The 25919-nt window shown below is 69.3% G+C and carries 23 protein-coding genes and 1 other RNA gene; 13 read left to right on the plus strand and 11 right to left on the minus strand.

The features are described from left to right. Positions 1-620 precede the first annotated feature (620 nt). The 5 genes from ffs to SPHPHY_RS0110925 form a co-directional block, all read right to left on the minus strand. Positions 621-718, minus strand: an RNA gene (ffs, locus tag SPHPHY_RS21405) — signal recognition particle sRNA small type. Positions 719-762: 44 nt separating this feature from the next. After that, entirely contained in the window at positions 763-1098 is a 336-nt protein-coding gene (locus tag SPHPHY_RS20975; protein WP_022686719.1) for a hypothetical protein, read from the minus strand. A 57-nt stretch (positions 1099-1155) separates the two neighbouring features. After that, positions 1156-1455, minus strand: coding sequence for a 2Fe-2S iron-sulfur cluster-binding protein (locus tag SPHPHY_RS0110915; RefSeq protein ID WP_022686720.1), 300 nt, complete (start codon positions 1453-1455; stop codon positions 1156-1158). Further along, positions 1452-2531 carry a cysteine desulfurase family protein gene (locus SPHPHY_RS0110920; protein ID WP_028056780.1) on the minus strand — a complete coding sequence of 360 codons (1080 nt, stop codon included), beginning with the start codon at positions 2529-2531 and terminating at the stop codon, positions 1452-1454. The genes SPHPHY_RS0110915 and SPHPHY_RS0110920 overlap by 4 nt, the downstream gene beginning before the upstream one ends. Next, the gene (locus SPHPHY_RS0110925) at positions 2528-3592 is read right to left on the minus strand and encodes a cysteine desulfurase family protein (RefSeq protein WP_022686722.1); all 1065 of its coding nucleotides are present in this window, start codon (positions 3590-3592) and stop codon (positions 2528-2530) included. Before SPHPHY_RS0110925 ends, SPHPHY_RS0110920 begins: the two co-directional genes overlap by 4 nt. A 70-nt stretch (positions 3593-3662) precedes the next feature. Here SPHPHY_RS0110925 and SPHPHY_RS0110930 point away from each other — a divergent pair, with 70 nt between their 5' ends. After that, positions 3663-4319 (plus strand): alpha/beta hydrolase, encoded by a 657-nt coding sequence (locus SPHPHY_RS0110930; protein WP_022686723.1) that lies wholly within the window; start codon positions 3663-3665, stop codon positions 4317-4319. 700 nt (positions 4320-5019) lie between these two features. Here the strand turns inward: SPHPHY_RS0110930 and SPHPHY_RS0110935 are convergent. Next, positions 5020-5199 carry a hypothetical protein gene (locus tag SPHPHY_RS0110935; RefSeq protein WP_022686724.1) on the minus strand — a complete coding sequence of 60 codons (180 nt, stop codon included), beginning with the start codon at positions 5197-5199 and terminating at the stop codon, positions 5020-5022. Then, entirely contained in the window at positions 5196-6158 is a 963-nt protein-coding gene (locus SPHPHY_RS0110940) for a threonine ammonia-lyase (protein ID WP_043130015.1), read from the minus strand. The genes SPHPHY_RS0110935 and SPHPHY_RS0110940 overlap by 4 nt, the downstream gene beginning before the upstream one ends. Before the next feature lie 149 nt (positions 6159-6307). On the opposite strand from SPHPHY_RS0110940, the gene SPHPHY_RS0110945 reads away from it, so the two are divergent. The 4 genes from SPHPHY_RS0110945 (at position 6308) to SPHPHY_RS0110960 (ending at position 10264) form a co-directional block, all read left to right on the plus strand. Continuing rightward, positions 6308-7540 (plus strand): type III PLP-dependent enzyme, encoded by a 1233-nt coding sequence (locus SPHPHY_RS0110945; RefSeq protein WP_022686726.1) that lies wholly within the window; start codon positions 6308-6310, stop codon positions 7538-7540. 108 nt (positions 7541-7648) lie between these two features. Further along, complete coding sequence (locus tag SPHPHY_RS0110950; protein WP_022686727.1) at positions 7649-8704, plus strand: 1,9-bis(guanidino)-5-aza-nonane synthase; 1056 nt, start codon at positions 7649-7651, stop codon at positions 8702-8704. A gap of 62 nt (positions 8705-8766) precedes the next feature. Next, the gene (locus tag SPHPHY_RS0110955; protein WP_022686728.1) at positions 8767-9192 is read left to right on the plus strand and encodes an MAPEG family protein; all 426 of its coding nucleotides are present in this window, start codon (positions 8767-8769) and stop codon (positions 9190-9192) included. A 118-nt stretch (positions 9193-9310) separates the two neighbouring features. Then, positions 9311-10264, plus strand: coding sequence for an alpha/beta hydrolase (locus SPHPHY_RS0110960; RefSeq protein ID WP_028056782.1), 954 nt, complete (start codon positions 9311-9313; stop codon positions 10262-10264). Here the strand turns inward: SPHPHY_RS0110960 and SPHPHY_RS0110965 are convergent. Together SPHPHY_RS0110965 and SPHPHY_RS0110970 are read right to left on the minus strand one after the other, a co-directional pair. Then, on the minus strand, positions 10230-11963 hold the full coding sequence (locus SPHPHY_RS0110965) for an asparagine synthase-related protein (protein WP_022686730.1): 1734 nt from the start codon (positions 11961-11963) through the stop codon (positions 10230-10232). The genes SPHPHY_RS0110960 and SPHPHY_RS0110965 overlap by 35 nt on opposite strands. A 113-nt stretch (positions 11964-12076) precedes the next feature. Further along, positions 12077-13147: a LacI family DNA-binding transcriptional regulator gene (locus SPHPHY_RS0110970; RefSeq protein ID WP_028056783.1), complete on the minus strand. Its 1071-nt coding sequence runs from the start codon at positions 13145-13147 to the stop codon at positions 12077-12079. Between the two features lie 178 nt (positions 13148-13325). Here SPHPHY_RS0110970 and SPHPHY_RS0110975 point away from each other — a divergent pair, with 178 nt between their 5' ends. From SPHPHY_RS0110975 to SPHPHY_RS0110985, 3 genes are read left to right on the plus strand one after another with little or no spacing between them, the layout of a single operon-like run. After that, the gene (locus SPHPHY_RS0110975; protein WP_028056784.1) at positions 13326-14285 is read left to right on the plus strand and encodes an alpha/beta hydrolase; all 960 of its coding nucleotides are present in this window, start codon (positions 13326-13328) and stop codon (positions 14283-14285) included. A gap of 25 nt (positions 14286-14310) precedes the next feature. Continuing rightward, positions 14311-16365, plus strand: coding sequence for a TonB-dependent receptor (locus SPHPHY_RS0110980; protein ID WP_043131041.1), 2055 nt, complete (start codon positions 14311-14313; stop codon positions 16363-16365). Between the two features lie 35 nt (positions 16366-16400). Further along, on the plus strand, positions 16401-17873 hold the full coding sequence (locus tag SPHPHY_RS0110985; RefSeq protein ID WP_022686734.1) for a flavin-containing monooxygenase: 1473 nt from the start codon (positions 16401-16403) through the stop codon (positions 17871-17873). A 22-nt stretch (positions 17874-17895) separates the two neighbouring features. On the opposite strand, the gene glmS is transcribed toward SPHPHY_RS0110985, so the two are convergent. Continuing rightward, positions 17896-19719, minus strand: a complete 1824-nt coding sequence (gene glmS, locus SPHPHY_RS0110990) for a glutamine--fructose-6-phosphate transaminase (isomerizing) (RefSeq protein WP_022686735.1) — start codon at positions 19717-19719, stop codon at positions 17896-17898. A gap of 1 nt (position 19720) precedes the next feature. After that, complete coding sequence (gene glmU / locus SPHPHY_RS0110995; protein WP_022686736.1) at positions 19721-21067, minus strand: bifunctional UDP-N-acetylglucosamine diphosphorylase/glucosamine-1-phosphate N-acetyltransferase GlmU; 1347 nt, start codon at positions 21065-21067, stop codon at positions 19721-19723. A gap of 62 nt (positions 21068-21129) precedes the next feature. Here glmU and SPHPHY_RS0111000 point away from each other — a divergent pair, with 62 nt between their 5' ends. The 5 genes from SPHPHY_RS0111000 (at position 21130) to pstC (ending at position 25901) form a co-directional block, all read left to right on the plus strand. Next, positions 21130-21801 carry an HAD-IA family hydrolase gene (locus SPHPHY_RS0111000; RefSeq protein ID WP_022686737.1) on the plus strand — a complete coding sequence of 224 codons (672 nt, stop codon included), beginning with the start codon at positions 21130-21132 and terminating at the stop codon, positions 21799-21801. Beyond that, the gene (locus tag SPHPHY_RS0111005; protein WP_022686738.1) at positions 21798-22145 is read left to right on the plus strand and encodes a hypothetical protein; all 348 of its coding nucleotides are present in this window, start codon (positions 21798-21800) and stop codon (positions 22143-22145) included. Before SPHPHY_RS0111000 ends, SPHPHY_RS0111005 begins: the two co-directional genes overlap by 4 nt. A gap of 43 nt (positions 22146-22188) precedes the next feature. Continuing rightward, positions 22189-23388, plus strand: a complete 1200-nt coding sequence (locus SPHPHY_RS0111010; RefSeq protein WP_022686739.1) for a sensor histidine kinase — start codon at positions 22189-22191, stop codon at positions 23386-23388. Between the two features lie 72 nt (positions 23389-23460). Next, positions 23461-24525, plus strand: a complete 1065-nt coding sequence (locus SPHPHY_RS0111015; protein WP_028056786.1) for a substrate-binding domain-containing protein — start codon at positions 23461-23463, stop codon at positions 24523-24525. Beyond that, the gene (gene pstC, locus SPHPHY_RS0111020) at positions 24525-25901 is read left to right on the plus strand and encodes a phosphate ABC transporter permease subunit PstC (RefSeq protein ID WP_022686741.1); all 1377 of its coding nucleotides are present in this window, start codon (positions 24525-24527) and stop codon (positions 25899-25901) included. Before SPHPHY_RS0111015 ends, pstC begins: the two co-directional genes overlap by 1 nt. Positions 25902-25919 lie beyond the last annotated feature (18 nt).

The following is a 25919-nucleotide window of genomic DNA, read 5'->3' on the forward strand; positions in this document are numbered from 1 at the left end:
CCGGCGCGGCGCTTGTCGAAGCCATAGTCCCGCCGCGCCCCCCACAGCCCTTCGCTGAGGAACGGCCCGGCCCGATCGACATCCAGCCGGTTCTTCCCTGCAAACGCCGTCATGGCGAGCGTAGCGAAGCAAGTCAGGGGTCGTGCGGAACGCTGGACTGTTTCGCTGCGCTGCCGATGACGAATGGAGGGAGCAAGTCTGCCGATCGTCGGCGCGCAGTTCACCCGAACAGAGCGATCATCTTCACTGGCCAGCAGTCCGGCACCCGCGAGGCACTGAATATCGATACCGCCTCGACATATGCGGGTGCAGGCCACCCTCGCGCAAGTCACTGCCAAGTCGATTAATCGGCACCACAACCGTTCGACATCCGGATTCTATCATGGGGCCAGCGCCGCTCCGCGCTCTCGGCCACCCGATCGCGAGCGTCCGGCTTCTGCTGGGGTCGACAAACACCGGGGCACGGATCAAGTCCGTGGCAACGATAGCGGCCGATCATTCATGGAGGTATGCGCCGGCGCATCAGGACGCGTAGCCGCATCGTCAGACGCGCTCGGCACCGCCTAAGTGCCGGCGGCGCTCGCCGCCGTGGAGCGGCATCGGCGCTCTCTGGCCCGCTGCACGGTGGGAGCCGGGACGACCCGCGGCGAAATCGTTGTGGCTGCTTCCGTCAGGACCTGACCAAGTTGGCGACGACCACGTCCGCCCGACTCCCGCGCGCCCTATGGCGGAGCCGGGCGGCGCAATCAAGCCGTCAGGCGATCACCGCACGCGGAAGCACCGACGCTGCGGTCCGTCATAGCCGTCGACCCAGCGGCAGACGGTGCGCGCTTCCCGCCCGCGATAGCCGTTCCAGGCGTAGCGATTGTCCCGCCAGCCGCGATCGCCGCGCCATCCACGGCCGCCACGATCCCCGCGCCAGTCGCGTCGGTCGTCGCGTCGGTCGTCACGCCGGTCCCAGCCGCGCGACCCGTCCCAGCCGCGCCGGTCGTCATCCCTGTAGTGCCGCCCGCCATGGCCGGGCTGTGCGGTCGCCGCGCTTGGCACCAGGGTGGTCGCCGCCAGCAATCCTGCGAAGCTCAAGGTGATCAGTTTCATACGCTCTACTCCCGAAATCCCCTGCCCTGCCGGTAACTTGGACCCGGAGCGCTGCACTTATCCTGAACTTGCTGGTAAGCTGACAGACAGCTTGTCGAGCGCCGGCGTCAGCACGATCTGGCACGCCAGCCGGCTGGTCCGCCGCGCGTCGGCGACCAGGTCGAGCATGTCCTCCTCCTCCTCGCGCGCGGGCGACAGGTGCTCGAACCACTCGGCCGCGACGATCACGTGGCAGGTGGCGCACGCCAGGTCGCCGTTGCAGGTGCCTTCCAGCCGCAGGCCGTTGCGCCGCGCGACATCGAGCAGCCGCTCGCCCGCGGTCGCCGCCAGTTCCACGTCGTCGACGATCACCTTCATGCCGCCACCCGCTGCGCGTCCGCCGCCGCCACGATCCGGTCGAGCGCCGCCACCAGTTCCGCTTCGCTCGTGTAGCGCCCGAATCCGATCCGGATCGTCGCGCGTGCCTCGGCTTCCGACAGCCCGATCGCGCGCAGCACGTGGCTGGTCCGCCCCGAGCCGCTCGCACACGCCGAACCGGCCGAGAACGCCACGTCGCGCACGTCGCTCATCAACCGGGCGACGTCGAGCCCGGCGCGCCGCACGCTCAGATTGCCCGGCCACCGCCCGTCCGCTGGGCCGTTCGACGTCCACCCCGCCAGCTTCGCCTGCGCCACGGCGTGCAATCGGGCGGTATAGGCGGCATCCTCCGCCATCCGCGCCGCAGCCAGCGCCGCCGCCGCGCCGAACCCCGCGCACAATGCGGGGCTGAGCGTCCCCGAGCGGCCACCTTCCTGATCGCCGCCATGCAGCAGCGGCGCCAACGTCACGCCGTCGCGCACCCACAAGGCACCGATGCCCTTCGGACCGTAGATCTTGTGCGCCGATACCGCCACCAGGTCGCACTCATCCGGCACCACAACGCGCCCGAACCCCTGTACCGCATCGCACAGCAGCAGCGCACCCAGCGGTCGCACCGCCGCGGCCAGCTCCGCGACCGGCTGGATCGTCCCGATCTCGTTGTTGATCAGCATGACAGCCACCAATCGCGCGCCGGCATCGCGTACCGCCGTGGCGACCGCTGCGGGATCGACACGCCCGTCGCGATCCACGGGCACCACCACCTGCGCGCGCCCGCTCGCCGCGATTGTGTCCAGCACCGCGGCATGTTCGGTCGCCTGGGTCACGATCGCGCCGGACAAGCCCTTGATCGCCCAGTTCAGCGCCTCGGTCGCCCCGCTGGTGAACACCACCCGCCCCCCGGCGGGCAGCAGCGCCGCGACCCGCGCGCGCGCCACCTCCACCGCCGCCTTTGCGGCGCGTCCGGCGCGATGCGGCGAGTGCGGGTTGGCATGCTGGTCGCGCAACCACGGCAGCATCGCGTCCAGCGCCTCCGGCGCCAGCGGCGTCGTCGCCTGATAATCGAGGTACGTCATGCCGCGAACCGCCCGGTTGCACGCGCCACGCCACGCCACGCCGCGATGAAGCGCTCGACGTCCGCATCGCTGGTCGTCCGCCCGAAGCTGACCCGCACCACCTCGCGCGTGGCGTCCTCGCTCCACCCCATCGCGCGCAGCACGTGGCTGGGCTTCAGGCTCCCGCTCGCGCACGCGCTCCCCGCCGATACCGCGATGCCCTGCATGTCGAAGCGGATCAGTTGCGCCGCCGATGCCACCCCCGGCATCCGGTATGCGCCGATCGCCGCATGCCGCTCCACGTCCGCGGCGACGACGATCCCGCCTGAGCGTCGCACCGCATCGTCCAGCCGCGCGCGCCGCGCCGCGTGATCCGGCTCCGGCACGGCCAGCGCTGCCGCATGCCCCAGCACGCCCGGCAGGTTCTCGGTGCCCGGACGATAGCCGCGCTCCTGCCCTCCGCTCGGGTGCAGCATCGCGACATCGCGCACCAGCAGCGCGCCCGTCCCCGGCGGCCCACCACGCTTGTGCGCCGATACCGCCACGAAATCCGCGACATCCGCCAGTTCGTCGCCAGCCGGCATCTGCGCGGCGTCGACCAGCAGCAGCCCGCCGCCGTCACGCACGGCCGCCGCGATCGCCGCGATCGGCTGCTTCACCCCGGTCTCGCTGTTGCACCATTGCACCGCCACCAGCGCGCCGGACACGTCGCCGAGCCGCGCCGGATCGACCCGCCCCGCTGCATCGACCGACAGCACCTCCGCCTGTCCGCCCGCGCGCAGCACCGCATCATGTTCCACCGCCGACACGATCCGCCGCTCCGCCGTGCACCGCCGCAGCGCGATCGCCAGCGACTCGCTCGCCCCGCTGGTCAGCAACACCTCGTGCCGCCACCCGTAAGCCGCCGCGATCTCCGCCCGCGCCGCCTCCAGCGCGGCACGCGCCGCGCGTCCCGCCGCGTGCGGGGAAGACGGATTGGCCCACGTCGCCATGCCCCGGCGCACCGCTTCCACGGCGGCGGGCGTCAGCGGAGTCGTTGCGGCGTGGTCAAGGTACAGCGGCTCGGTCAAGACACATTCCATTTTTGGCGTTCCGGCCTATATAGCGCGCTTCCCGCCGGCCCCAACGCCCGCCGACCAGTACAAGGTTGCCATGCCCGAAGTCATCTTTCCTGGACCCGAAGGCCGTATCGAGGGCCGCTTCGCCCCGGCCCCGCGCCCGCGCGCGCCCGTCGCGATGATCCTCCACCCGCATCCCAATGCCGGCGGCACGATGAACAACAAGATCGTGCAGGATCTCTACAAGACGTTCCAGCGCCGCGGCTTCGCGACGCTGCGCTTCAATTTTCGCGGCGTCGGCAAGAGCCAGGGCACGTTCGATAACGGCATCGGGGAATTGTCCGACGCCGCGTCCGCGCTCGACTGGGTGCAGAGCTTCCATCCCGAGGCACAGACGACGTGGATCGCCGGCTTTTCGTTCGGCGCGTGGATCGGCATGCAGTTGCTGATGCGGCGTCCGGAGATCCGCGGCTTCATCTCGATCGCTCCGCCCGCGAACCTCTACGACTTCTCGTTCCTGGCGCCGTGTCCGTCGTCGGGAATCATCATCCAGGGTGCCGAGGACGAGGTCGCCACGCCGCTCGCCTCGCAGAAGCTGGTCGACAAGCTGCGCACGCAAAAGCACATCACGATCCACCACGACGTGATCCCGCGCGCGAACCACTTCTTCGAGCACGAGATGGGCGACCTGATGAAGTCGGTCGACAATTACCTCGATATGCGCCTGGACCCGAACTCGCCGATCAAGTGAGACTGGCGCGAGCGGATCGGCCGCGCTGATCCGCTCCTCGCCCGCCGGCCCGGCCGGCGGCGCCGCGCGCCGACCGGCGGCACGGGCTTACCCGTGCCTAGATCGGCATCGACCTTCGGCACCGTTCCGAATACCCCGGTGATCTGAAACAGGTGCGTCGGCTGGCGCGGTTCCCGATCATGTTGCGCCATCGGCACGGAGGGAATTCGATCCGCCGCGAGGCGCTAGGGGGGGCGACGCTTTGCCGTCGTAACCGGGGAGCAACGCCGCGGCGGGCCGAAATCACCCCGCGGCGTTGCGGACGCCCGAAGGGCGATGACGGTGGTGCAACGTAGTCGGAAGCCGCTCTGGATGAACGCGGCGCGGATAGTCGCTTGCGCCACAGCAGTGACCATACGCACGCAACGCTGTCCTACACGCCAGTGCAGGTCGTATCATGTCGCTGCGATGCGCAAGCCACCCACACTGCCGCCGGCCGAAGCCTCGACGTCCAAACCCCGCGCGCTAACGCCACACGCAGCCAGCGTCTCAACATTCATAACATTCGGGGCCGCAACACGCCCTGCCAGCGTCCCAACAGTCACAACATTCGCGACCGCAACATCCCCCGCCGGCGTCTCAACATTCACAACATTCGCCGCCGCAACACGCCCCGCCAGCGTCTCAACATTCACAACATTCGCGCCGCGCCGCGACGCCCTCACAGCGTCCAGATCAGCACATTCCCCACCAGCACCGCCGCCATCACCAGCATCAGCACGCCCTTCAGCCGGTCGCGCCGCTTGGCGATCAGCCACGCGCCCCCGATCGCACACGCGAACGCCGCCAGCATCGCCACCACGGGCGCCGCGCCCGCGACGCCGGTCAGCGCCGGGTTCATGCCGCGTCTCCCGCCAGCACGCGCGCATAGGCCGCCATGTCGACGTTTCCGCCCGACAGCATCACCACCATGCCGGCCGCAAGCGCCACGCGCCCGGACAGCACCGCGGCGAGCGCCACCGCCCCGCCCGGCTCCACCACCAGCCGCAGGTGCGTCGCGGCCCAGCGTTGCGCATCGCGGATCGCCGCCTCGCTCACCGCCACCCCGGTCGCATCGCGCCGCGACAGCACGTCGAAGGTCAGCGGCGACACTCGCGTCGTCTGCAACGCGTCACATGCGGTGGCCGGCGGGTTCGCCCCGACCGGCTCGATCCAGCTCGCCTCCAGGCTGCGGCGCATATCGTCCCACCCCTCCGGTTCGACGACCGTGATCCGCGCATCCGGCAACGCCAGCGCGATCCCCGCCGCCAGCCCGCCGCCGCCGCACGGCACCACGACATGATGCGGCACGCCCAGCCCGGCCGCCGCCATCTGCGCCGCTACCTCGATGCCGGCGCTGCCCTGCCCCTCGATCACCCACGGGTCGTCGAAACTCGGCACCAGCGTCGCCCCGCGTGCCTCCGCCAGCCGCGCCGCGATCGTCTCGCGCGATTCGGTGGCGCGATCGTACGTGACCACCTCGGCCCCCAGTGCCAGCGTCGACTCGCGCTTGGCGGCGGGCGCGTCGCCGGGCATCACCACCGTCGCCGCCATCCCCAGCCGCCGCGCCGCCCACGCGATCCCCTGCGCATGATTCCCGGACGAGAAGGCAACCACCCCGCGGCGGCGCGCATCCTCGCTCAGGGCCGTCAACCGGTGCCATGCGCCGCGCACCTTGAACGCGCCGACCGGCTGCAGACATTCCGCTTTAAATGTGACATGCACCCCATTGATTTCTCGGGTGAAAACTGGCGTCTCGGGAAGGATTGCCGCTACCTTGGCCGCCGCATCGCGAACCCCGGCTCGGGTTGGTTGTCGCATTATCGTCACAAATGAACCTTTCGTCGCAAAGGCCACTTTACAATAAGCCCCGGCGATCATATTTCGCGCCTCCGCTGCCCCATGGGACTTCCAACCGCAAGGCAGCTTTTTGTCACCGTATGCCGAAAGGCAATTGGAGGTCCCTTGAGTTGCACCAGCATCATCGCGCGCTGGGGTTAGCGCCCCTCTCGACCGTCCCCGCCGATCACGTCGCCGGGGCCATCGACATCGCTATTCGGCGACCGGTTCAGCCGGTCACGATCGTTCGTCCGCACGCCGCGGCACGGGCCGCCCGCTTCTTCACGGAGAAGTTTCCGGGCCGGACCATGTATGCGGTCAAGGCGAATCCGAGCCCGGAGCTGCTACGCACGCTCTACGACAATGGCGTGACGACGTTCGACGTCGCCTCGATCGCCGAGGTGCGTCTGGTCGCCCGTACGTTGCCGGACGCGACCCTGTGCTTCATGCACCCGGTCAAGGCCGAGGAAGCGATCGCCGAGGCGTATTTCACGCACGGCGTGCGCACCTTCTCGCTCGACAGCATGGAAGAGCTGGCGAAGATCGTGTCGGCCACCCGCAGCGCTGCCGACCTCACACTGTGCGTGCGGCTGCGCGTGTCGTCGGAGCACTCCAAGCTCAGCCTCGGCGCCAAGTTCGGCGTCGCGCCTGACGAGGCCAAGGAATTGCTGCTCGCCACGCGGCAGGTCGCCGATGCGCTCGGCATCTGCTTCCACGTCGGTTCGCAGGCGATGACGCCGGATGCCTACGCGCAGGCGATGGAGCGCGTGCGTCAGGCGATCGTGTCCGCGGCGGTGACGGTCGACGTCATCGACGTCGGCGGTGGCTTCCCCTCCGCCTATCCGGGCATGAATCCGCCGCCGCTGGAGCGTTATTTCGAGACGATCCACCGCGCGTTCGAGAGCCTGCCGATCAGCTATTCGGCGGAACTCTGGGCCGAACCGGGCCGTGCACTCAGCGCGGAGTACAGTTCGGTCGTGGTCCGCGTCGAGCGGCGCCGCGGCGAGGAACTGTATATCAACGACGGCGCCTACGGCGCATTGTTCGACGCGGCGCACATCGGCTGGCGCTATCCGGTCGCGTTGCTGCGCGAACCGGAGTCGACCGTCCGCGATCACGCGTTCAGCTTCTGGGGTCCGACCTGCGACGACATGGACTATATGGCCGGGCCGTTCCCGCTTCCTGCGGACGTCACGGTCGGCGACTATGTCGAGATCGGGATGCTGGGCGCTTACGGTTCGGCGATGCGCACGGCCTTCAACGGCTTCACCTCGGACGAGACGGTGGTCGCCACCGACGAGCCGATGGAGTCGATGTACATCGCGTTGCCGCAGCAGGTTACCGGCAACGTCGTGAAGCTGTAACGTAATCACTTCAGTGATCCGGTGGCGGCGTGCGGATGTTCCGCACGCCGTCATCGTTCGGGTTTTCGCGTCCCCATGAACGACGTGTATTTCCCTGTGGGAGCCCCCATGACCGACACCAAGATCAACGACCATCGCAAGGCGGAACTGCTGTCGAAGCAGGTCAAGCACATCGACATCAAGAGCTTCGACGCGCGCCCGATCGTCGACGCGATGAGCGATATGAGCTTCACCAGCCGCGATCTCGGTCGCGCGACGAAGATCTACAACCAGATGCTGGGCGACAAGGACTGCACCGTGGTGCTGGTCATCGCCGGCTCGACCTCGGCCGGCGGCTGCATGGATCTCTATGCAGAACTGGTGCGCAACAACATGGTCGACGTGATCGTCGCCACCGGCGCGACCATCGTCGACATGGATTTCTTCGAAGGCCTGGGCCACAAGCACTATCAGGCGCTGGAGGTGCCGGACGACGACACGCTCCGCTCGCTCTACATCGACCGCATCTACGACACGTACATCGACGAGGAGCAGCTGCAGGACTGCGACCACACGATCTACGAGATCTGCAACCGCATCGAGCCGAAGGCTTACAGCAGCCGCGCGTTCATCCGTGAGATGGGCAAGTATCTCGTCGAGAACGGCAAGAAGGAGAACAGCCTCGTCAAGCTCGCCTATGAGCATGACGTGCCGATCTTCTGCCCGGCCTTCGTGGACAGCTCGGCAGGCTTCGGCCTCGTCAAGCATCAGGTCGACAATGCCAAGGCTGGCAAGCCGTACCTGATGATCGACGCGGTCGCCGACTTCCGCGAACTCACCGACATCAAGATCCAGGCCGGCACCACCGGACTGCTGATGATCGGCGGCGGTGTGCCGAAGAACTTCATCCAGGATACGGTCGTATGCGCCGAAATCCTTGGCCATGAGGATGTCGAGGTGCACAAATATGCGGTGCAGATCACCGTCGCCGACGTTCGCGACGGCGCCTGCTCGTCCTCGACGCTGCAGGAAGCGGCGAGCTGGGGCAAGGTGAATACCGGTATCGAGCAGATGGTGTTCGCGGAGGCCGGCTCGGTCATGCCGCTGCTCGCATCCGACGCCTACCACCGCGGCCTGTGGAAGGATCGTCCGGTTCGCAAGTGGGCGTCGATCTTCGACAAGTGATGTTGCGCCCGCGGGCGGATTGAGACAGCCTCCCCCGGCGACGCTCCGGGGGAGGCTTTTTCATGCACAGCGACATCCTGCGCCCGATGGTGGTGCTGATCGGCTGGACGCTGGTGATGCTCGCGTGGATGATCGCCACCCGCATGCCGGCGATGAAGGCCGCCGGGATCGATCTGCGCACGCTGATCGGCAGCAAGGGCGCTGATGCCGATCGCGCACTGCCCGCACATGCGCAGTGGAAGGCGCACAATTACAACCACCTGATGGAACAGCCCACGCTGTTCTACGCCGTGTGCACCGTCATCGCGCTCAGCGGAACCGGAAACGGCGTCAATGCATGGCTTGCCTGGGGCTATGTGATCGTGCGGGTGGTGCACAGCGCGCTGCAAGCGACCGTCAACCGCGTCGCGCCGCGGTTCGCCTTGTTCCTGCTCTCCAGTCTGCTCCTGGCTGCGCTGACCCTGCACGCCACCATGGCCGTCTTCTGAGCGACGGGATCTATCGTCGCCGCAACGATGCGCCGAACCGCACTACGATACTCCACCGTTGCACCCACGGGCGACCATGCCATAACCCGCACCGACAAAACGACGAAGGGACAAGAGGATGCGCATCGATCGACGGGCGATGATCGGCGGAGCCGCCGGTCTCGTGACCCTTGCCGCCGCCTCCGATGCGCTGGCGCAGGGCACCACCGACACGGCATGGCCGCCGCGCGAACATTTCCGCCTCTGGCCGAAGCAACCGCCCAACAGCCCGCGCCGCCTGCCGACGCCCAATGACGAGATGAGCGGCCAGCCACCGCGCCGCGAACTCCACCTGCGCGGAGTCGCGGATCCCGTCGTCGCCATCTACCGCCCCGCGAAGCCCGACGGCCGCGCGCTCCTCGCGATCCCCGGTGGCGGTTACCGCTTCCTCTCGGTCGAGAACGAAGGGATCAACGTCGCGAAGACCTTCAACCCGCAGGGAGTGACCGTCTTCGTCCTCGCCTATCGACTGCCCGGCGAGGGCTGGCTCGATCCGCAGGATGTGCCCCTCCAGGACGCGCAGCGCGCGATGCGGCTGATCCGCGCGCGCGCCACCGACTATGCGATCGATCCCGCCACGCTCGGCGTCGTCGGGTTCTCGGCCGGCGGGCTGCTCGCTGCCAGCATCGCCACTGCCTACGCCGATCCGGTGTACGACCGCATCGACGCCGCCGACGAAATCATGGCGCGCCCCGCCTACGCCGGCCTCGTTTATCCGGTGATCGGCGGCGACATGATGCGCGTCGGCACGCTCGGCGCAGCGCGGTTCGACACCGACCGGCGCGTCAACCGCGGCACGCCACCGATTTTCATTGTCCACGCGCTCGACGATCCGATCGTCCCCGCGGCGCAGCCGATGGCGATGCTGGCCGCCTGCCAGGCCGCGCAGGTGCCGGTCGAAGCGCACTTTCTCCAGCAGGGCGGCCATGGCTTTGGCCCGGCCTATCTGCCGCCCGAGCTTCCCGGCTCGCATTGGCCGCAATTGTTCGACCTTTGGATCAAGCGGACGCTGGCCACCCGAACAGCCGGCTGAGGCTCCGCTCGAGCACCAGCAACCGCCACAGCAGCACGGCATGGTCCGCTTCTCCGGCGCGATGCGCAGCGGTGAGCCGGGCCACACGATCGAGGTCGAACCAGCCAAGCTCGGCCAGCAACGCCGAACGCGCCACGTTCCTCATCGCTGCGTCAAGCGGCCCGCGCAGCCACGCCGCGACCGGCGGTGCAGGTGCCTCGACCCGCATCGCCGGCAAATGCCGTGCCATCGCCGCCGCCAACGCCGATCCGCCGCCGGCCGGCAACCCATGCGCAAAGGCCACCAACCGGTGATCCGCGAACGGCGCGCGCCATTCCACGCCCGCCGCCATCCCGGCCCGATCGGCAAGCGTCAGCGCCGTCGCGGGCAGCAGCAACGCCAGATCCGCCGCCATCGCGCCGGCCAGGGGATCACGGCCCGTCCAGTGCGCCACGAACCGCGCCTGTGGCCGGTGTCCCGCCAGCGCACGCCGCCCCGCCGCGCTCCACACGTCGTCGCACACCGCCGCTGGCAGCATTCCGAGTGCGGCGCCATGATCCGTCTCCGCCTTACCCAACAGACCCGCGGCCCAGCCCGGCATCCACCCGGCACGTCGCAGCCGTTCGCGCTGCGCAAACCCGCGCCACCGCCGCGCGCCATCCAGCACCAACGGCGCCCCGGTGCCGGCCAGCGCCACGACCCCGGCACCCCGCGCTGTCTCCGCGGCGGCGAGTGCCGCAATCGCCTCCGGCATGGCAAACGGCTCGTCGAACGCCGCCGCGAGTACCGGTAGCCACGCCGTCACGTCGCTCGCCTCGGCGGTGCGATGTGCGGTGGCAAAGCGCGCCGCGACCGCCGCGTCGTCACCCGCCGCTACCGTCCGCACCGCCTTCACACTCGTTTCGGCCAGCAAGGCGACGATCGCGGCGTCGGCCATCCCGCCCAGCAGCAGTGCCCCCGGCACCGCTCCCGTGCTCGCGCGCGCCACGGCGCCGCGTAGTTCGGGCAGCAACGCATCCGGCGTGCTCGCCCCCGCGTCGCGCAACGTCCACCAGCGCCGCGGCGCGCGCACCATTCGTCCGCGTTCGATCAGCAGAAAGTGCCCCGCCGGCAGCTTCTCGATGCCCGCGATCACGCAGGCATCGTCGGGCACATGACCGAGCGCCAGAAAGTCCGCTATCGCCGCCGCATCGGGTGCACGGCGCAACAACGGATGCGCCAGCAGGCCCTTCAACTCCGAAGCGAACGCCAATGAGCCGTCGGGCAGCGCCGCATGGTGCAACGGTTTGGCTCCCAACCGGTCCCGACCCAGAAGCAGCGTCTGCGTCGCGGCGTCGTGAACGACGAGCGCAAATCCGCCTTCCAGTCGGTCGAGTAGCGCCGGGCCCCATGCCGCGAAGCCGTGTAGCACCACCTCCGCATCACCCTCGCCCGTGAAGCCGTGCCCAAGCGCGCGCAACTCCTCGCGCAGCGTAGCGTGGTTCAGGATCGTCCCATCCAGCATCGCGGCATAGCGCAGGTCCGGAGTCGCAACCGGCTGCGTCGCCGTCGCGCCGCCCACCGTCGCCAACCGGCGGTGCGCGAAGCCAATACCAGGGGCGGTCCACTCGCCTGCGCCGTCCGGCCCGCGATGTGCCATCGCCGCCACCATCGCGCGCAACCGCGCCGGATCGACCGGCTTGGGCGTGGCCGGATGGAATATCCCCGCGATCGCGCCCATGTCAGCGCCGCCCCGGCGCCATGCCGCACCGTCGTGCGCTCACCACCCGTACCTTCTCACCCCCGACTTTCTCACATCGCAGCATCGCCGCGCGCTAACACGCGCTGCCGCGTTCAGCGACCCCGCACGGATGGGCGTCGTCGCGGCGCCGCGTCGGATCGCCGCCGCACCAACGTGTAGTCGAGCGTGATCCGCTTGGCCTCGCCGCGTCCCGCCTCGCGCCGGTCGAACAGCATCGTCGCCAGCAACTGCACCGCCGCGCGGCTCATGTCCGCGATCGGCTGGCGGATCGTGGTCAGCTCGGGCCAGATCGTCGTCGCCAGCGCACTGTCGTCGAACCCGCACACCGTCAGGTCTCCCGGAACATCAAGTCCGCGGCGATGCGCCACCGCAACCGTCGCCGCTGCCATATCGTCGTTGCTCGCAAAGATCGCGGAGGGAGGATCGGAGAGGTCCAGCAACTCCTCGGCCGCTTCCAGCCCCGACCGGTAGTTATAGAGGCCACGGGCGATCAAGGTCTCGTCGACCGGCTTGCCATAGTCGGTCAGCGCGTCGCGATATCCCGCCAGCCGTTCGCCACTGGCATGGATGTTGTCATCGCCGCGGATGAACCCGACGCGCTCATGCCCCAGCGCGAGCAGGTGCGTCGTCATCTCGTGCGCCGCCGCACGGTCGTCGATCGCGACCACGCCGACCTGCGCGGGCGGCGAATTGGTCGCCACCACCACGGTCGGGATGCCCGCGGCGAGCAACACCTCCAGCACGATCGGCGAATCGCACAGCGGCGGTGGCAGGATGACCCCGTCCACGCCGCCGCGGATCAATCGCTCGGCCACCTCGCGCTCGTGGTCGCCCAGATCGCATTTCTGCACGACCAGCTGGATGTCGGATCGCCCGGCCTGGTCGAGGCTGCCGAGCAGGAATGCGCTCAGATATGCCTCGCTGGGATTGCTGAACAGCAAGCCCATGCGCACCTGCGCCGCGCCTGCCAGCCGCCGCGCCGCCGGATTGGGCGCATAATCTAGCTGGCTGATCGCCGCGTTCACGGCGTCGCGCGTTTCCGCGCGCACGTTGCTCTCCGAATTGATGACACGCGACACCGTCATCGGCGAGACGCCGGCCAGTCGCGCGACATCTGCGATCGTGGGCACTCCCGAGCGCCGCTTACGTTTCTCCCCCGTCATGATGCCTGCTTAGCAGGCTCGCGCACGCAGGTAAGCCTGTCGTCGCGTAATTTGCTGGTAGCGTTCACACACCGGGTCACTTAGACGAAGCGCCAATGAATCGAGGAGGATCGCGCGTGACGTGTTGCACCCGGATGGCGCCGACAGCACCGTGCGTGGTGCAGGTATGAACAGCGATATGACGCGCCGTGCACTGCTCGGCACGCTTGCCGCCGCCCCACTCGCCCCCTCGCTCGCTGTGGCGCAAGCGACCGCCGATACGATCCCGTTGTGGCCAGGCAGCCCTCCCGGCGCACCCGCGAAGCTCCCGACGCGCAAGGTCGAGCAGCGCTCCAAGACTGTCGGCTTCGACGATCGCTGGCTCACCGGCATCGCGACGCCGGCGCTCACCGTCCGTCGCGCGGCACAGCCGAACGGCGCGGCCGTGATGCTGATCCCGGGCGGCGGCTACGGGTTCCTGGCTTCGGATAACGAGGGCGAGGAGCAGGCGCGCTGGCTCACCGCGCGCGGCGTCACCTGCTTCATCCTCACCTATCGTTTGCCGGGCGAGGGCTGGCGTGACCGCGCGCTCGTCCCGCTTCAGGATGCGCAGCGCGGGCTGCGGCTGATCCGTGCACGTGCCGCCGATTTCGATGTGGACCCTAAGCGCGTCGCGATCCTCGGCTTCTCCGCCGGCGGGCATCTCGCCGGCAGCCTCGCGACCCGTCATGCCGAGCGCACCTATGCGGCGGTCGACGCCGCGGACCGCGTGTCGGCGCGTCCGGACTTCGCCGGACTGATCTACCCCGTCGTCTCGCTGGTGGAGCCGTACACCCACGTCGGATCGCGCGACAATCTGCTCGGCCCGGCGTCCAGCGAAGCCGCGCGCCGCATCGCCTCGGTCGAAACCCGTATCGACGCGCAGACCCCGCCAGTCTTCCTGGTCCACGCCAGCGATGACGGCACCGTGCCGATCGCCAACAGCATCGCGCTCTACCAGGCGCTGCTCGCCGCAAAGCGCCCGGCGGAACTCCACGCCTTCGATCAGGGCGGTCACGGCTTCGGGGTTCGCCTGCCCGCGACCACGCCGGCAGCGGCATGGCCGACGCTGTTCGCGGCTTATGCCGCTCTTACCGGCATCCTTGCCCCCGCGGCCTGACCGACCGACGCGGAGAATGTCGATCATGAAGCGCTTGCCCGCCGTCCTGTTGCTCGCCGGCACCGTCGCCGCACCCGCCACCGCGCAAGAGGCGGAGGACATCGTCGTGCGCGGCCGCGGCCTCGCGCCCCGCCCCGGTGACAAGGCTGCCTCCGTCGTCACCATCGACGCACGCCGCATCGCCGACAACGCCAGCAACCGGCTGGAGAGCGTCCTCGCCGACGTTGCCGGGCTCCAGCAATTCCGCCGCGCCGATTCGCGCTCCGCCAACCCGACCAGCCAGGGTATCTCGTTGCGTGGAATCGGCGGCAATGCGTCGAGCCGCGCACTGCTGATCCTCGACGGCGTGCCGCAGGCGGACCCCTTCGGCGGCTGGGTGCCGTTCCCCGCCTATGCCACCGACCGGATCGGCCAGATTCGCGTCACGCGGGGCGGGGGCAGCGGCTATTTCGGCCCCGGTGCGCTCGCCGGCACCGTCGAGATCGAGAGCGCCGGCCCGCGCGACCAACCCGCGTTCGCGGCGGATCTCGCTTATGGCAGCCGCAATTCGGTGGATGCGTCCGCGTCCGCGCTGCTCGATCGTGCCGCCGGTTTCGCGACGCTCTCCGCCGCCTACGCGCGCGGCGATGGCTTCACGCCCACGATCGCGGGCCAGCGTGGCCCCGCCGATCGTCCCGCCCCCTACGAGCAATTCTCCGCCGCGGCGCGCACGGTCGTCACACTCGCACCCGCCACCGAGTTGCAGGCCAGCGTCTCCGGCTTCACCGACACGCGCGAACGCGGCACCGCCTTCACCCGCAACCGCAGCGAAGGCGCCGACGCCAGCCTGCGCGTCGTCGGACGCGGTGCGCTCGGCTGGTCTGCGCTCGCCTATCTCCAGACACGCGCCTTCGCATCGCAATTCGCCAGCGTCGATGCCGCGCGCCGTACCGCGACGCAAACCCTCGACCAGTACAACACCCCCGCCACCGGCATCGGCGGCCGCATCGAGTTGGCGCCGCGCCTCGGCAGCGGAAGCGACCTGCGGCTCGGCGCCGACGTTCGCCGCGTCGACGGACGTACGCAGGAGGCGTACACCTACGTCGCCGGGCTGCCGACCCGCCGCCGCGTCGCCGGCGGCGCCGCGCTCACCTACGGCGTGTTCGGCGATGCCAGCCTGACGCATGGCCCGCTGACCTTCACGCTCGGCGGCCGCGTCGATCGCTGGGAGCTGAACGACGGTCGCCTGCGCGAAAGTACGCTCACAACCGGCGCCGCACTCACCAGCAGCGACTTCGCCGATCGCCGCGGCACCGAGTGGACCGGCCGCGCCGGCGCCGCCTGGACGATCGCCGCCCCGCTCACGCTGCGCGCCTCGGGCTATCGGGGCTGGCGGCTCCCGACGCTCAACGAACTGTATCGCCCGTTCCGCGTCGGGGCCGACGCGGTCGCCGCCAACGCCGCGCTCGCGCCCGAGCGGCTTACGGGCATCGATGGCGGTGTCACGCTCGTGCCCGGTGGTGGCGTCACCCTGACCGGCACCGTCTTCTGGAACCGGCTGGACGGTGCGATCGCCAACGTCACCGCCGGCCGCGGGCCGGGCACCTTCCCCGGCGTCGGCTTCGTCGCTGCCGGCGGCACCTACCGCGTCCGCCAGAATCTCGACGCGATCCGCTCTACCGGCCTGGAGCTCGACGCGCGCTGGGACCATGGCCCGTGGTTCGCGCAAGCCTCGTGGAGCCACGTCGATCCGCGCGTCCGCGCCTCTGCCGCCGCCGCCGCGCTCGACGATCTCCGCCCCGCGCAGACCCCGCGCGACCTCGTGTCGACCGCGCTCGGCTGGCGAAGCGGTGCCGCTGCGCTGTCGGCGACGCTCCGCCACGGCGCCGCACAGTTCGAGGACGACCAGAACACGCGCCGGCTCGCGCCTGCCACCACGCTCGACGGATATGCCGCCCTGCCGCTCACGCCGCGGATCGCGATCGAGGCGCGCGCCGAGAACGTCTTCGATGCACGCGTCGAGGCCGGCATCAGCGGCGCGAACATCGTCGAGCGCGCCACGCCGCGCACGCTGTGGCTCGGCCTGCGCCTCCGATCGTGACAGGCCCAGGCGCGCGGCGGTAGACTGCGCCCGGCATGAACGACCGCGTAGAACAACTCGACGTCCTGATCGTCGGCGCCGGCCTGTCCGGCATCGACGCCGGTTACCGTATCGGGCACGCCGCGCCTGCGCGGCGCTGGGCGATCCTCGAAGCGCGGGATGCGATCGGCGGCACGTGGGACCTGTTCCGCTACCCCGGCATCCGTTCCGATTCGGACATGACCACGCTCGGCTTCCCGTTCAATCCGTGGCGCGGCGAGAAGGCGATCGCGGACGGCGCCGACATCCGCGACTATATTCGCGACACCGCGCGGACTTTCGGCATCGATCGGCACATCCGCTTCGGCCACCGTGTCGTCGCTGCCGACTGGTCGTCCGCAGATGCGCGCTGGACGGTCACCTGCGAGACCGGCGGCCAACGGACGCGGCTTACCTGCGCGTTCCTCTATCTCTGCTCGGGCTATTACGACTATGCCGGCGGCCACGCCCCCGATTGGCCGGGCATGAGCGACTATACCGGCGCGATCGTCCATCCGCAGGCTTGGCCCGCCGCGCTGCGGGTCGCAGGCCGGCGCATCGTCGTGATCGGATCGGGCGCGACCGCGGTCACGCTGGTGCCGGCGCTGGTCGCGCAGGGCGCGACACACGTCACGATGCTCCAGCGGTCGCCGACCTACATTGTGGCGATGCCGGCGCGCGACCGGCTCGCGGCCGCGCTCCGCCGCCGCCTGCCGACGACACTTGCCGAGACGGCGATACGCTGGAAGAATATCGGTTATGGCATCTTCGCCTACACGCTGGCGCAGCGGCGCCCCGCGCTGGTCAAGCGACAGATCGCGAAACTGCAACGCGCCGCGCTCGGCGAAGGCTACGACATCGCGACTCACCTTACCCCACGCTACGGGCCATGGGACCAGCGGCTCTGCCTCGTTCCCGACGGCGACCTGTTCACGGTATTGCGCGACGGCCGCGCCACGATCGTCACCGACCATATCGATCGCTTCGTGCCCGAAGGTATCGCACTCGCGTCAGGCGAGATGCTCCCTGCCGACATCGCCGTCACCGCCACGGGGCTAAACCTGCAACTGCTCGGCGGCGCGACACTCTCGGTCGACGGGGCGGTGATCGATCCCGGACAGCACCTGCTCTACAAGGGCGCAATGCTCGGCGATGTCCCCAATCTGGCGTTCGCGATGGGCTACACCAACGCATCATGGACGCTCAAATGCGATCTGACCGCCCGCTTCGTCGCGCGGGTGCTGGAGCATATGACTGCGAGCGGCCACGACACCGTCGTCGCGCGCGCACCGGTCGACGGCAGCCTGGACGCCCCCGTCCTCAACCTCGACTCCGGCTACATCCGCCGCGGCGGCGGGCTCCTCCCGCGGCAAGGCAAGCGCGCGCCGTGGCGTACCCACCAGAACTACGCCCGCGACGCTCTCGCCATGCGCGGGCGGCTGGAGGACGGAACATTGCGGTTCGAACGACGGGGTCCCCGGGAAACGTAACCCGTGACCGATCGCCGCCGGATCACTCCACCGTCACGCTCTTCGCCAGATTGCGGGGCTGATCGACATCCGTACCCTTCGCGACGGCGACGTGATACGCCAGCAACTGCACTGGCACCGCATAGACGATCGGCGCGATCAGCGGGTGGACCTTGGGCATCGTGATCGTCGCGACGCAGCCCTCGCCGGCCGCCTGAACCCCATCGTAATCGCTGATGAGAAGCACCTTGCCGCCGCGCGCCTGCACTTCCTGCATGTTGCTGACGGTCTTCTCGAACAGCGGGCCGGACGGTGCGATCACCACCACCGGCACGTTTTCGTCGATCAACGCGATCGGACCGTGTTTCATCTCGCCTGCGGCATAGCCTTCGGCGTGGATGTAGCTGATTTCCTTCAGCTTCAACGCGCCCTCCAGAGCCAGCGGGTAATCGGTGCCGCGCCCCAGATACAGCACGTCGCGCGCACCCGCGATCACGCCCGCGATCGCCTCGATCGACTCGTCGTACGCCAGTGCGCCATTGATCGCCGCCGGCGCCTCGGCAAGCTGGCGCACGATGTTGCGCTCCTCGCTTTCGGTCAGCCGCCCCTTCGCCTTGGCGAGATTCGCCGCCAGTGCCGCCAGCACCGCCAGCTGGCAACTGAATGCCTTCGTGGAGGCGACGCCGATCTCCGGCCCGGCGTGCGTCGGCAGCAGCAGGTCGGCCTCGCGCGCCATCGTGCTGGTCGGCACGTTGACCACCACCGCGATCGTCTGCTTCTCGGCGCGTGCGTGGCGCAGCGCGGCCAGCGTGTCGGCGGTCTCGCCCGACTGGCTGATGAACAGCGCCAGCCCACCCTCTTCCATCACCGGCGCGCGGTACCGGAACTCGCTGGCCACATCCAGGTCGACGGGTACGCGCGCGAATTGCTCGAACCAGTATTTGGCGACCATCCCCGCATAGAAGCTCGTCCCGCACGCCACGATCGTGACGCGCTTGATCCCGGACAGGTCGAAGTCGGGGATCGGCAGCACGATCTTGCCCTCGAACCGCTGGAGGTAGCTGCGCAACGTCTGCGCGACCACGATCGGCTGTTCGTAGATCTCCTTCTGCATGAAGTGGCGGTGATTGCCCTTGTCGATCAGCGCGCCCGTCACGCCGCTGATCGTCACCGGCCGGTCGACCGGCTGGTTCTCGCGATCGTAGACCTGCACGCCCGCGCGCGTGCAGACCACCCAGTCGCCCTCGTCCAGATACGCGATGCGCTGCGTCAGCGGTGCCAGCGCGAGGGCGTCCGAGCCGAGATACGTCTCGTCGTCGCCATGGCCGACCACCAGCGGCGACCCGAGCCGCGCGCCGATCAACAACTCGGGGTGGCTGCGAAACAGGATCGCCAGCGCGAACGCGCCGTGCAGCCGTGGCAGCACCTCTTGCACGGCATCCTGCGGTGACTTGCCCGCCTCCACCTGCTCGCTGATCAGGTGTGCGACCACCTCGGTGTCGGTCTCGCTGGTGAATACACGCCCGCGCGCCTGCAATTCCTCGCGCAGCGGCTTGAAGTTCTCGATGATGCCGTTGTGAACCACCGCCACTTCGTCGGTCGCATGCGGATGCGCGTTGTTGGTGGTCGGCCCGCCGTGCGTCGCCCAGCGCGTATGCGCGATGCCGGTCGTGCCCGGCAACGGGTGCGCCGCCAGCTCCCTGCCCAGGTTGACCAGCTTGCCCGAGGCCCGCCGCCGCGCGATCGCACCATCGACGATCGTCGCGATCCCGGCCGAGTCGTAGCCGCGATATTCGAGCCGCTTCAGCCCGTCGAGCAGGCGGTCGGCCACATCGTCATGGCCGAGGATTCCGACGATACCGCACATCTTACTTGCCCTTCTTCTTGGCCGTCATCGCGTCGCGAAACCGCTTCGCCCAGCCGCCGCGCTCTTCCTGCCGTCCGCGCGCCACCGCAAGTGAATCCGCGGTAACGTCGCGGACCACGACCGAGCCGGCCGCGACGATCGCGCCGGCCCCGATCGTGACGGGCGCGACCAGCGCGCTGTTCGAACCGACGAACGCGCCTTCCCCGATCACCGTGCGGTATTTGAAGAACCCGTCGTAATTGCAGGTGATCGTCCCGGCGCCGATGTTTGCCCCGGCGCCCACTTCCGCGTCGCCCAGATAGGTCAGGTGGTTCACCTTCGCCCCGACGCCTACGCGCGCCTTCTTGATCTCGACGAAGTTGCCGACCTTGGCCGCGTCGGACAGGATCGCCCCCGGACGCAGCCGCGCATACGGGCCCACCGCCGCATCCCTGCCAACCTCGGCGCCCTCCAGATGGCTGAAGGCATGGATCGTCGCACCGTCATGCACGGTCACGCCTGTGCCGAACACGACGTTCGGCTCCACCGTCACGTCGCGACCCAGTACCGTATCATGCGAGAAGAATACGGTTTGCGGCGCAATCAACGTCGCACCATCGGCCATCGCCTGCGCGCGCCGTGCCTGCTGCCACGCATGCTCGACGGCGGCGAGTTCTCCGCGGCTGTTGACGCCAGCCACTTCCCCCGCGTCCGCCTCGATCACCGCCGCGGCGCCCGACAGCTCGACCACGTCGGTCAGGTAATATTCGCCCGCCGCATTGTCGTTGCCCAGCTTGGCGAGCAGCGCGAACAACGCCGCGCCGCGCGCCGCCATCAACCCTGAATTGCAGAGTGTGACCGCGCGCTCGGCCGCGTCGGCGTCCTTGAACTCGACGATCTTTTCCAGCCGATCGCTGCCCGGCGCGACGATCAGCCGCCCGTACGCGCCCGGATCGTCGGTGCGGAAGCCCAGCACCACCACCGCCGGCGCGTCCGGCGCGTCCAGCCGGGCGACCATGGCCCGCATCGTCTCGGCCCGCACCAGCGGCACGTCGCCGTAGAGGATCAGCACGTCGCCATCGAAACCGGCCAGCGCATCCCTGGCCTGCATCACCGCGTGTCCGGTGCCGAGCTGCTCGGCCTGCACCGCGATCTGCGCACCTCGTGGCGCAACCGCCGCCTCTACCTGCGCGCGCCCCGCCCCCGTGACCACCACCGTCCGCTCCGGCGACAGCGTGTCCGCGGCGGCCAGCAGGTGGAGCAGCATCGGCCGCCCCGCCACCGGGTGCAGCACCTTGTGGAGGTCGGATTTCATGCGCGTGCCCTTGCCCGCGGCGAGGACGACGACGGCGATGTTGCGGCTCGACATGCACGACGCCCTGCCACCCTTTGCTTGCCAATTCCAGTATCGCACGGCAACGCGCCAGGCAGATGACCAGCTTTCCCTTCGCGATCGTCGGGTTCGACCTCGACGGCACCTTGCTCGACACGTCCGGCGACCTCGCCGCGGCGCTCAACCATGCGCTCGCCAGCGCCGGCCGCCCGACGTTGCCGGTCGAGCGGGTCAAGCCGATGATCGGTGGTGGTGCGCGCCACATGCTGGCGCAAGGGATGGCCGTCACCGGTGGTTGCACCGAAGTGGAGCTCGACCTGCTGCAACGCCGCCTGCTCGATCATTACGAGGCGAACATCGCCGTCCTCACCCGCCCGTTCCCGCAGGCGCTGGAGGCGCTCGACCGACTTGCGGCGATGAACGTCACGCTCGCGATCGTCACCAACAAGCTGGAGGCGCTCGCGCGGCAGATCCTCGCCGAACTCGACCTCACCGATCGGTTCGCGACGATCATCGGCGGCGACACGATGGGGCCGGGCAACGGCAAGCCTTCACGCCTGCCGATCGACGCCATGGTGGAGCGCTGCGGCGGCGGGCGGGCGGCCTTCGTCGGCGATTCGATCTACGACATCCGCGCCGCGCATGCCGCCGGGCTGCCGGCGATCGCCTGCTCGTTCGGATTCCTGATGCAGCCCGTCGAGGAACTCGGTGCCGAGCAGGTGATCGACGCTTTCGACGCTCTCATCCCCGCACTGGAGCGACTGGCATGACGCAGGTCCGCGTTCCGTGGTTCTTCGCGCTGATCGTCGCCGTCGCCTTCGCGGTCGGTATGGCGCTGATTCCGCACCCGCCGCAAACCGTCGAGGTCGGCGACAAACTGCAGCACATGGGCGCGTTCGGCACGCTCACGCTGCTGTCGGTGCTGGCGTTTCCCGAAGGGTCGTTGCTGCGGATCGGCGAGCGGTTGTCGTTCCTCGGCGCGATGATCGAGGTGCTGCAATCGATCCCCGCGCTCCACCGCGATTGCGACATCATGGACTGGGTGGCGGATACGACGATCATCGTCGGCGTGCTGCTGGTGGTGCGCGTCGGGCGCAGGGCGCGGCGACGCTGATCCCCCCTGCCTTTCGCGGTGACGCTGCGCTATCGCGACACGCGTGATCGATGAAATCCCCCTGCGCGCCTGGCTGGCGGTCGCGATCGCGGTGGCGACCGCCGCCGTCGTGCTGGTGCTGTCGCGCGACGGACAGGCGGCGCTTGCCGCGCTGGCGGGCGGCGCGGCGCTGGTCGTCATCATCGCCACCATTCCCGAAGATGCCGCCGACGAAGCCGCCGAGCCGGACGCCCCCGTTCCCGATCTCTCCACCGCCGCGATGGTCGAGGCGATCGCCGATCCGGTGCTGGTGCTGCGCGGCGGGCGGGTCGCGCTGGCCAACGTCGCCGCGCGCAAGCTGCTCGGCGACCACATCGTCGGCGAGGATGCGCGCGTCGCGATCCGGCATCCCGGTGCCGCCGAGCATCTCTCCGAAGGCGCCACGCAGCCCGTAGACCTCGTCGGCATCGGCACGCTCGATCAGCGGTGGGAGATGCGCGCCGCCCCGATCGGCGCCGACGCGCGGCTCGTGCAGCTCGTCGACCGCACCGGACAGCATGCCGCCGAGAAGATGCGCGTCGATTTCGTCGCCAACGCCAGCCACGAATTGCGCACCCCGCTCGCCTCGATCCTCGGCTATGTCGAGACACTCGCCGACGAGGCCGGCGACGATCCCGGCATCCGCAAGCGCTTCCTCGGCATCGTCTTCGACGAGGCGCGCCGCATGGAACGGCTGGTCGAGGATCTGATGAGCCTGTCGCGGATCGAGGCCGAGAAATTCCGCGAGCTGCGCGCCGCGGTCGATCTTGCCGACCTGACGCGGGAAGCGTGCGACGCGCTGGCGACCACCCACGGCGATCGCGGCGGCGATATCCAGCTCGACATCGCCGACGCGTTGCCCGCGGTCATCGGCGATCCCGTGCAGTTGTCGCAGCTGGTCCACAATCTGATCGGCAACGCGATGAAATATGGCCGCGCCGCCACCCCGGTCGAGGTAACGCTCTGGGCGCACGCGCAGAACGTGTGCCTGCGCGTCGCCGATCATGGCGAGGGCATCCCGCCCGAGCACTTGCCACGCCTGACCGAGCGCTTCTACCGCGTCGATCCGGGCCGCAGCCGTTCGGTCGGCGGCACCGGGCTCGGCCTCGCGATCGTCAAGCACATCGTCGAGCGGCATCGCGGGCGGCTCGACATCGCCAGCACCGTCGGCGTCGGTACGCGCGTCACGATCACGCTGCCCGCCGCACCGGGTGCGCTGTCATGAAGGCGTAACCTCTATGTCACACGGCGCGCTGCATGAGGGCGCCGTGTCGGCGCCGTCCGTTCCGGGGGAATGATGTCGCGCTTCGTTCAGGCGCTTGCGGCCATGTTGTCGCTCGCTGGTGCGGGCGGGCTGGCGGCGTGCGTCGATCAGGCAGCGGGCGGCGGCGCGGGCGCACGGGATCAGATCACCGCCGTCGGCTCCTCGACGGTCTATCCCTTCACCACGATCGTCGCCGAGCAATATCTCGCCAACGCGCCGCAAGCGCGCCCGCCGGTGATCGAATCGACCGGCACGGGCGCGGGCGTGAAGTTGTTCTGTGCCGGCGTCGGTGCCGCGCATCCGGATATCGAGGACGCCTCGCGCCGACTGCGCCGCGGCGAATATGCCGAATGCGTGCGTCACGGGGTCGATGCGATCCTGGAGGTGCAGATCGGCATCGACGGCATCGCCTTCGCAGAGGCACTGTCCGGCCCCGGCATGGCGCTGACCCCGGCCGACATCTACCGCGCGCTCGCGATCGCGCCGCACGGCCGCCGCAACACCGCACGGCTGTGGCGCGACGTGAATCCGGCGCTCCCCGCGATCCCGATCCAGGTCTATGGCCCACCCGCGACCAGCGGCACACGCGACGCGCTCGCCGAGCTTATCCTCGCGAAGGGCTGCGAGACCGTCGAGCCCGACACGATCGGCATGCACGAACGCGATCCGAATACCTTCGCGACCCGCTGCCAGCGGATCCGCGAGGACGGCGCCTATGTCGATGCGGGCGAGAACGATAATCTGATCGTGCAGAAGCTGCGCGCGAACCCCAACGCGCTCGGCATCTTCGGTTATGGTTATCTCGAGGAGAATGCCGATGTCGTGCGCGGCGTCGCGCTGAACGGCGTCACGCCGGGCTATGCCACGATCGCGTCGGGCGCCTACCCCGGCGCTCGCCCGCTCTACATCTACGTCAAGAAGGCGCATCTGCGCGCGATTCCGGGGCTGCGCGCGTTCCTGCGTCGATATGCCGCCTTGTGGGGCGCCGACGGCCCGCTGGTTAAGCGCGGGCTGATCGCTGCGCCGCCTGTCGTCCAGCGCCGCTCCGCCGCGATCATCGCTGGCGAGATCGCACTCGACCCGCGCGAGCTGCGCTGATGTCCGCGCTGGCACTCCTCTTCCTCATCGCCGCCCTTGCGCTGATCGGCTGGGTCAGCGCCCGTGCGCGCGCCGCACGCTTTCGCAGCACAACCGCACGCCGCTTCAGCTCGCTGCCGCAACATCACGGCTGGTTCGTCGCGATGTGCATCCTGCTTCCGGCGTTCGTCTTCCTCTCGGTGTGGCATTTCGTCGCCCCGGCGCTCGTCACCGATGCGGTGATCGCAAGCCCCGGTGCCGCGTCGTTGCCCGCGCCGGGGCTCGACCGTGCCGCAATCCTGTCAGAGGCGCGCAACCTCGCCAACGGCGATGGCTGGGGTGCCTTCCATCCGCTGTCCGAACGGCTCGCTCCCGCCTATGCGCGTGCGCAATCGCGCTACGACTGGATCGCCACCGCCGTCGCGCTGCTGCTCGCCTTCGCCGGCGGCGCGCTCGCCTTCCTCCGTATCCGGCCCGGCTTCTCGGCGCGCACCCAGGTAGAGCGTGTGGTGATGGCGCTGCTGCTGATCGCTTCCCTGATCGCGATCCTCACCACGATCGGCATCGTCGCCTCGCTGCTGGTCGAAAGCGCGCGCTTCTTCCGGATCGTGCCGATCACCGAATTCCTGTTCGGCACGCACTGGAGCCCGCAGGTGATCGACGCGCGCGATCCCGGCGCGACATTGGGCGCGGTCCCGCTGTTCTGGGGCACGTTCTTCATCGGCGCGGTCATCGCGATGCTCGTCGCGGTACCGCTGGGGCTGATGAGCGCGATCTACCTCACCCAATATGCGCACGCCACGACGCGCCGCTGGATGAAGCCGATGCTGGAGGTGCTCGCGGGCGTTCCCACCGTCGTCTACGGCTATTTCGCGGCACTGACGGTCGCTCCCGCGGTCCGCGACCTCGGCGTCGCGCTCGGCATACGCTGGGCATCGTCGGAAAGCGCGCTGGCGGCCGGCGTCGTGATGGGGGTCATGATCATTCCCTTCGTCTCCTCGATGGCCGACGATTCGCTCTCCGCGGTGCCCGCATCGATGCGCGATGGCAGCCTCGCCATGGGCGCGACCAGTTCGGAGACGATCCGCAAGGTGCTGGTGCCCGCCGCGCTGCCGGGGGTCGTCGGCGGCGTGCTGCTCGCGGTCAGCCGCGCGATCGGCGAGACGATGATCGTCGTCATGGCCGCCTCGGGGGTCGCGACGCTTACGCTCAACCCGTTCGCCAGCACCACGACAGTCACGAAGCAGATCGTCGACCTGCTGACCGGCGAGGCGGCGTTCGACTCCGCCAAGACGCTCGCCGCCTTCGCGCTCGGGCTGACGCTCTTCGTCATCACGCTGCTGCTCAACGTCATCGCCTTGATCGTCGTGCGGCGTTACCGCGAAGCTTATGAATAAGCCGCTCGCCCCCGCAGC

The organism is Sphingomonas phyllosphaerae 5.2, assembly GCF_000419605.1.
GTDB lineage: Bacteria > Pseudomonadota > Alphaproteobacteria > Sphingomonadales > Sphingomonadaceae > Sphingomonas > Sphingomonas phyllosphaerae_B.

Bases quoted from the DNA above. Each gene is read 5' to 3' on its own strand.
- SPHPHY_RS20975 (WP_022686719.1), bottom strand. From the start codon at position 1,098: ATGAAACTGATCACCTTGAGCTTCGCAGGATTGCTGGCGGCGACCACC.
- SPHPHY_RS0110915 (WP_022686720.1), bottom strand. From the start codon at position 1,455: ATGAAGGTGATCGTCGACGACGTGGAACTGGCGGCGACCGCGGGCGAG.
- SPHPHY_RS0110920 (WP_028056780.1), bottom strand. From the start codon at position 2,531: ATGACGTACCTCGATTATCAGGCGACGACGCCGCTGGCGCCGGAGGCG.
- SPHPHY_RS0110925 (WP_022686722.1), bottom strand. From the start codon at position 3,592: ATGGAATGTGTCTTGACCGAGCCGCTGTACCTTGACCACGCCGCAACG.
- SPHPHY_RS0110930 (WP_022686723.1), top strand. From the start codon at position 3,663: ATGCCCGAAGTCATCTTTCCTGGACCCGAAGGCCGTATCGAGGGCCGC.
- SPHPHY_RS0110935 (WP_022686724.1), bottom strand. From the start codon at position 5,199: ATGAACCCGGCGCTGACCGGCGTCGCGGGCGCGGCGCCCGTGGTGGCG.
- SPHPHY_RS0110940 (WP_043130015.1), bottom strand. From the start codon at position 6,158: ATGCGACAACCAACCCGAGCCGGGGTTCGCGATGCGGCGGCCAAGGTA.
- SPHPHY_RS0110950 (WP_022686727.1), top strand. From the start codon at position 7,649: ATGACCGACACCAAGATCAACGACCATCGCAAGGCGGAACTGCTGTCG.
- SPHPHY_RS0110955 (WP_022686728.1), top strand. From the start codon at position 8,767: ATGCACAGCGACATCCTGCGCCCGATGGTGGTGCTGATCGGCTGGACG.
- SPHPHY_RS0110960 (WP_028056782.1), top strand. From the start codon at position 9,311: ATGCGCATCGATCGACGGGCGATGATCGGCGGAGCCGCCGGTCTCGTG.
- SPHPHY_RS0110965 (WP_022686730.1), bottom strand. From the start codon at position 11,963: ATGGGCGCGATCGCGGGGATATTCCATCCGGCCACGCCCAAGCCGGTC.
- SPHPHY_RS0110970 (WP_028056783.1), bottom strand. From the start codon at position 13,147: ATGACGGGGGAGAAACGTAAGCGGCGCTCGGGAGTGCCCACGATCGCA.
- SPHPHY_RS0110975 (WP_028056784.1), top strand. From the start codon at position 13,326: ATGACGCGCCGTGCACTGCTCGGCACGCTTGCCGCCGCCCCACTCGCC.
- SPHPHY_RS0110980 (WP_043131041.1), top strand. From the start codon at position 14,311: ATGAAGCGCTTGCCCGCCGTCCTGTTGCTCGCCGGCACCGTCGCCGCA.
- SPHPHY_RS0110985 (WP_022686734.1), top strand. From the start codon at position 16,401: ATGAACGACCGCGTAGAACAACTCGACGTCCTGATCGTCGGCGCCGGC.
- glmS (WP_022686735.1), bottom strand. From the start codon at position 19,719: ATGTGCGGTATCGTCGGAATCCTCGGCCATGACGATGTGGCCGACCGC.
- glmU (WP_022686736.1), bottom strand. From the start codon at position 21,067: ATGTCGAGCCGCAACATCGCCGTCGTCGTCCTCGCCGCGGGCAAGGGC.
- SPHPHY_RS0111000 (WP_022686737.1), top strand. From the start codon at position 21,130: ATGACCAGCTTTCCCTTCGCGATCGTCGGGTTCGACCTCGACGGCACC.
- SPHPHY_RS0111005 (WP_022686738.1), top strand. From the start codon at position 21,798: ATGACGCAGGTCCGCGTTCCGTGGTTCTTCGCGCTGATCGTCGCCGTC.
- SPHPHY_RS0111015 (WP_028056786.1), top strand. From the start codon at position 23,461: ATGTCGCGCTTCGTTCAGGCGCTTGCGGCCATGTTGTCGCTCGCTGGT.
- pstC (WP_022686741.1), top strand. From the start codon at position 24,525: ATGTCCGCGCTGGCACTCCTCTTCCTCATCGCCGCCCTTGCGCTGATC.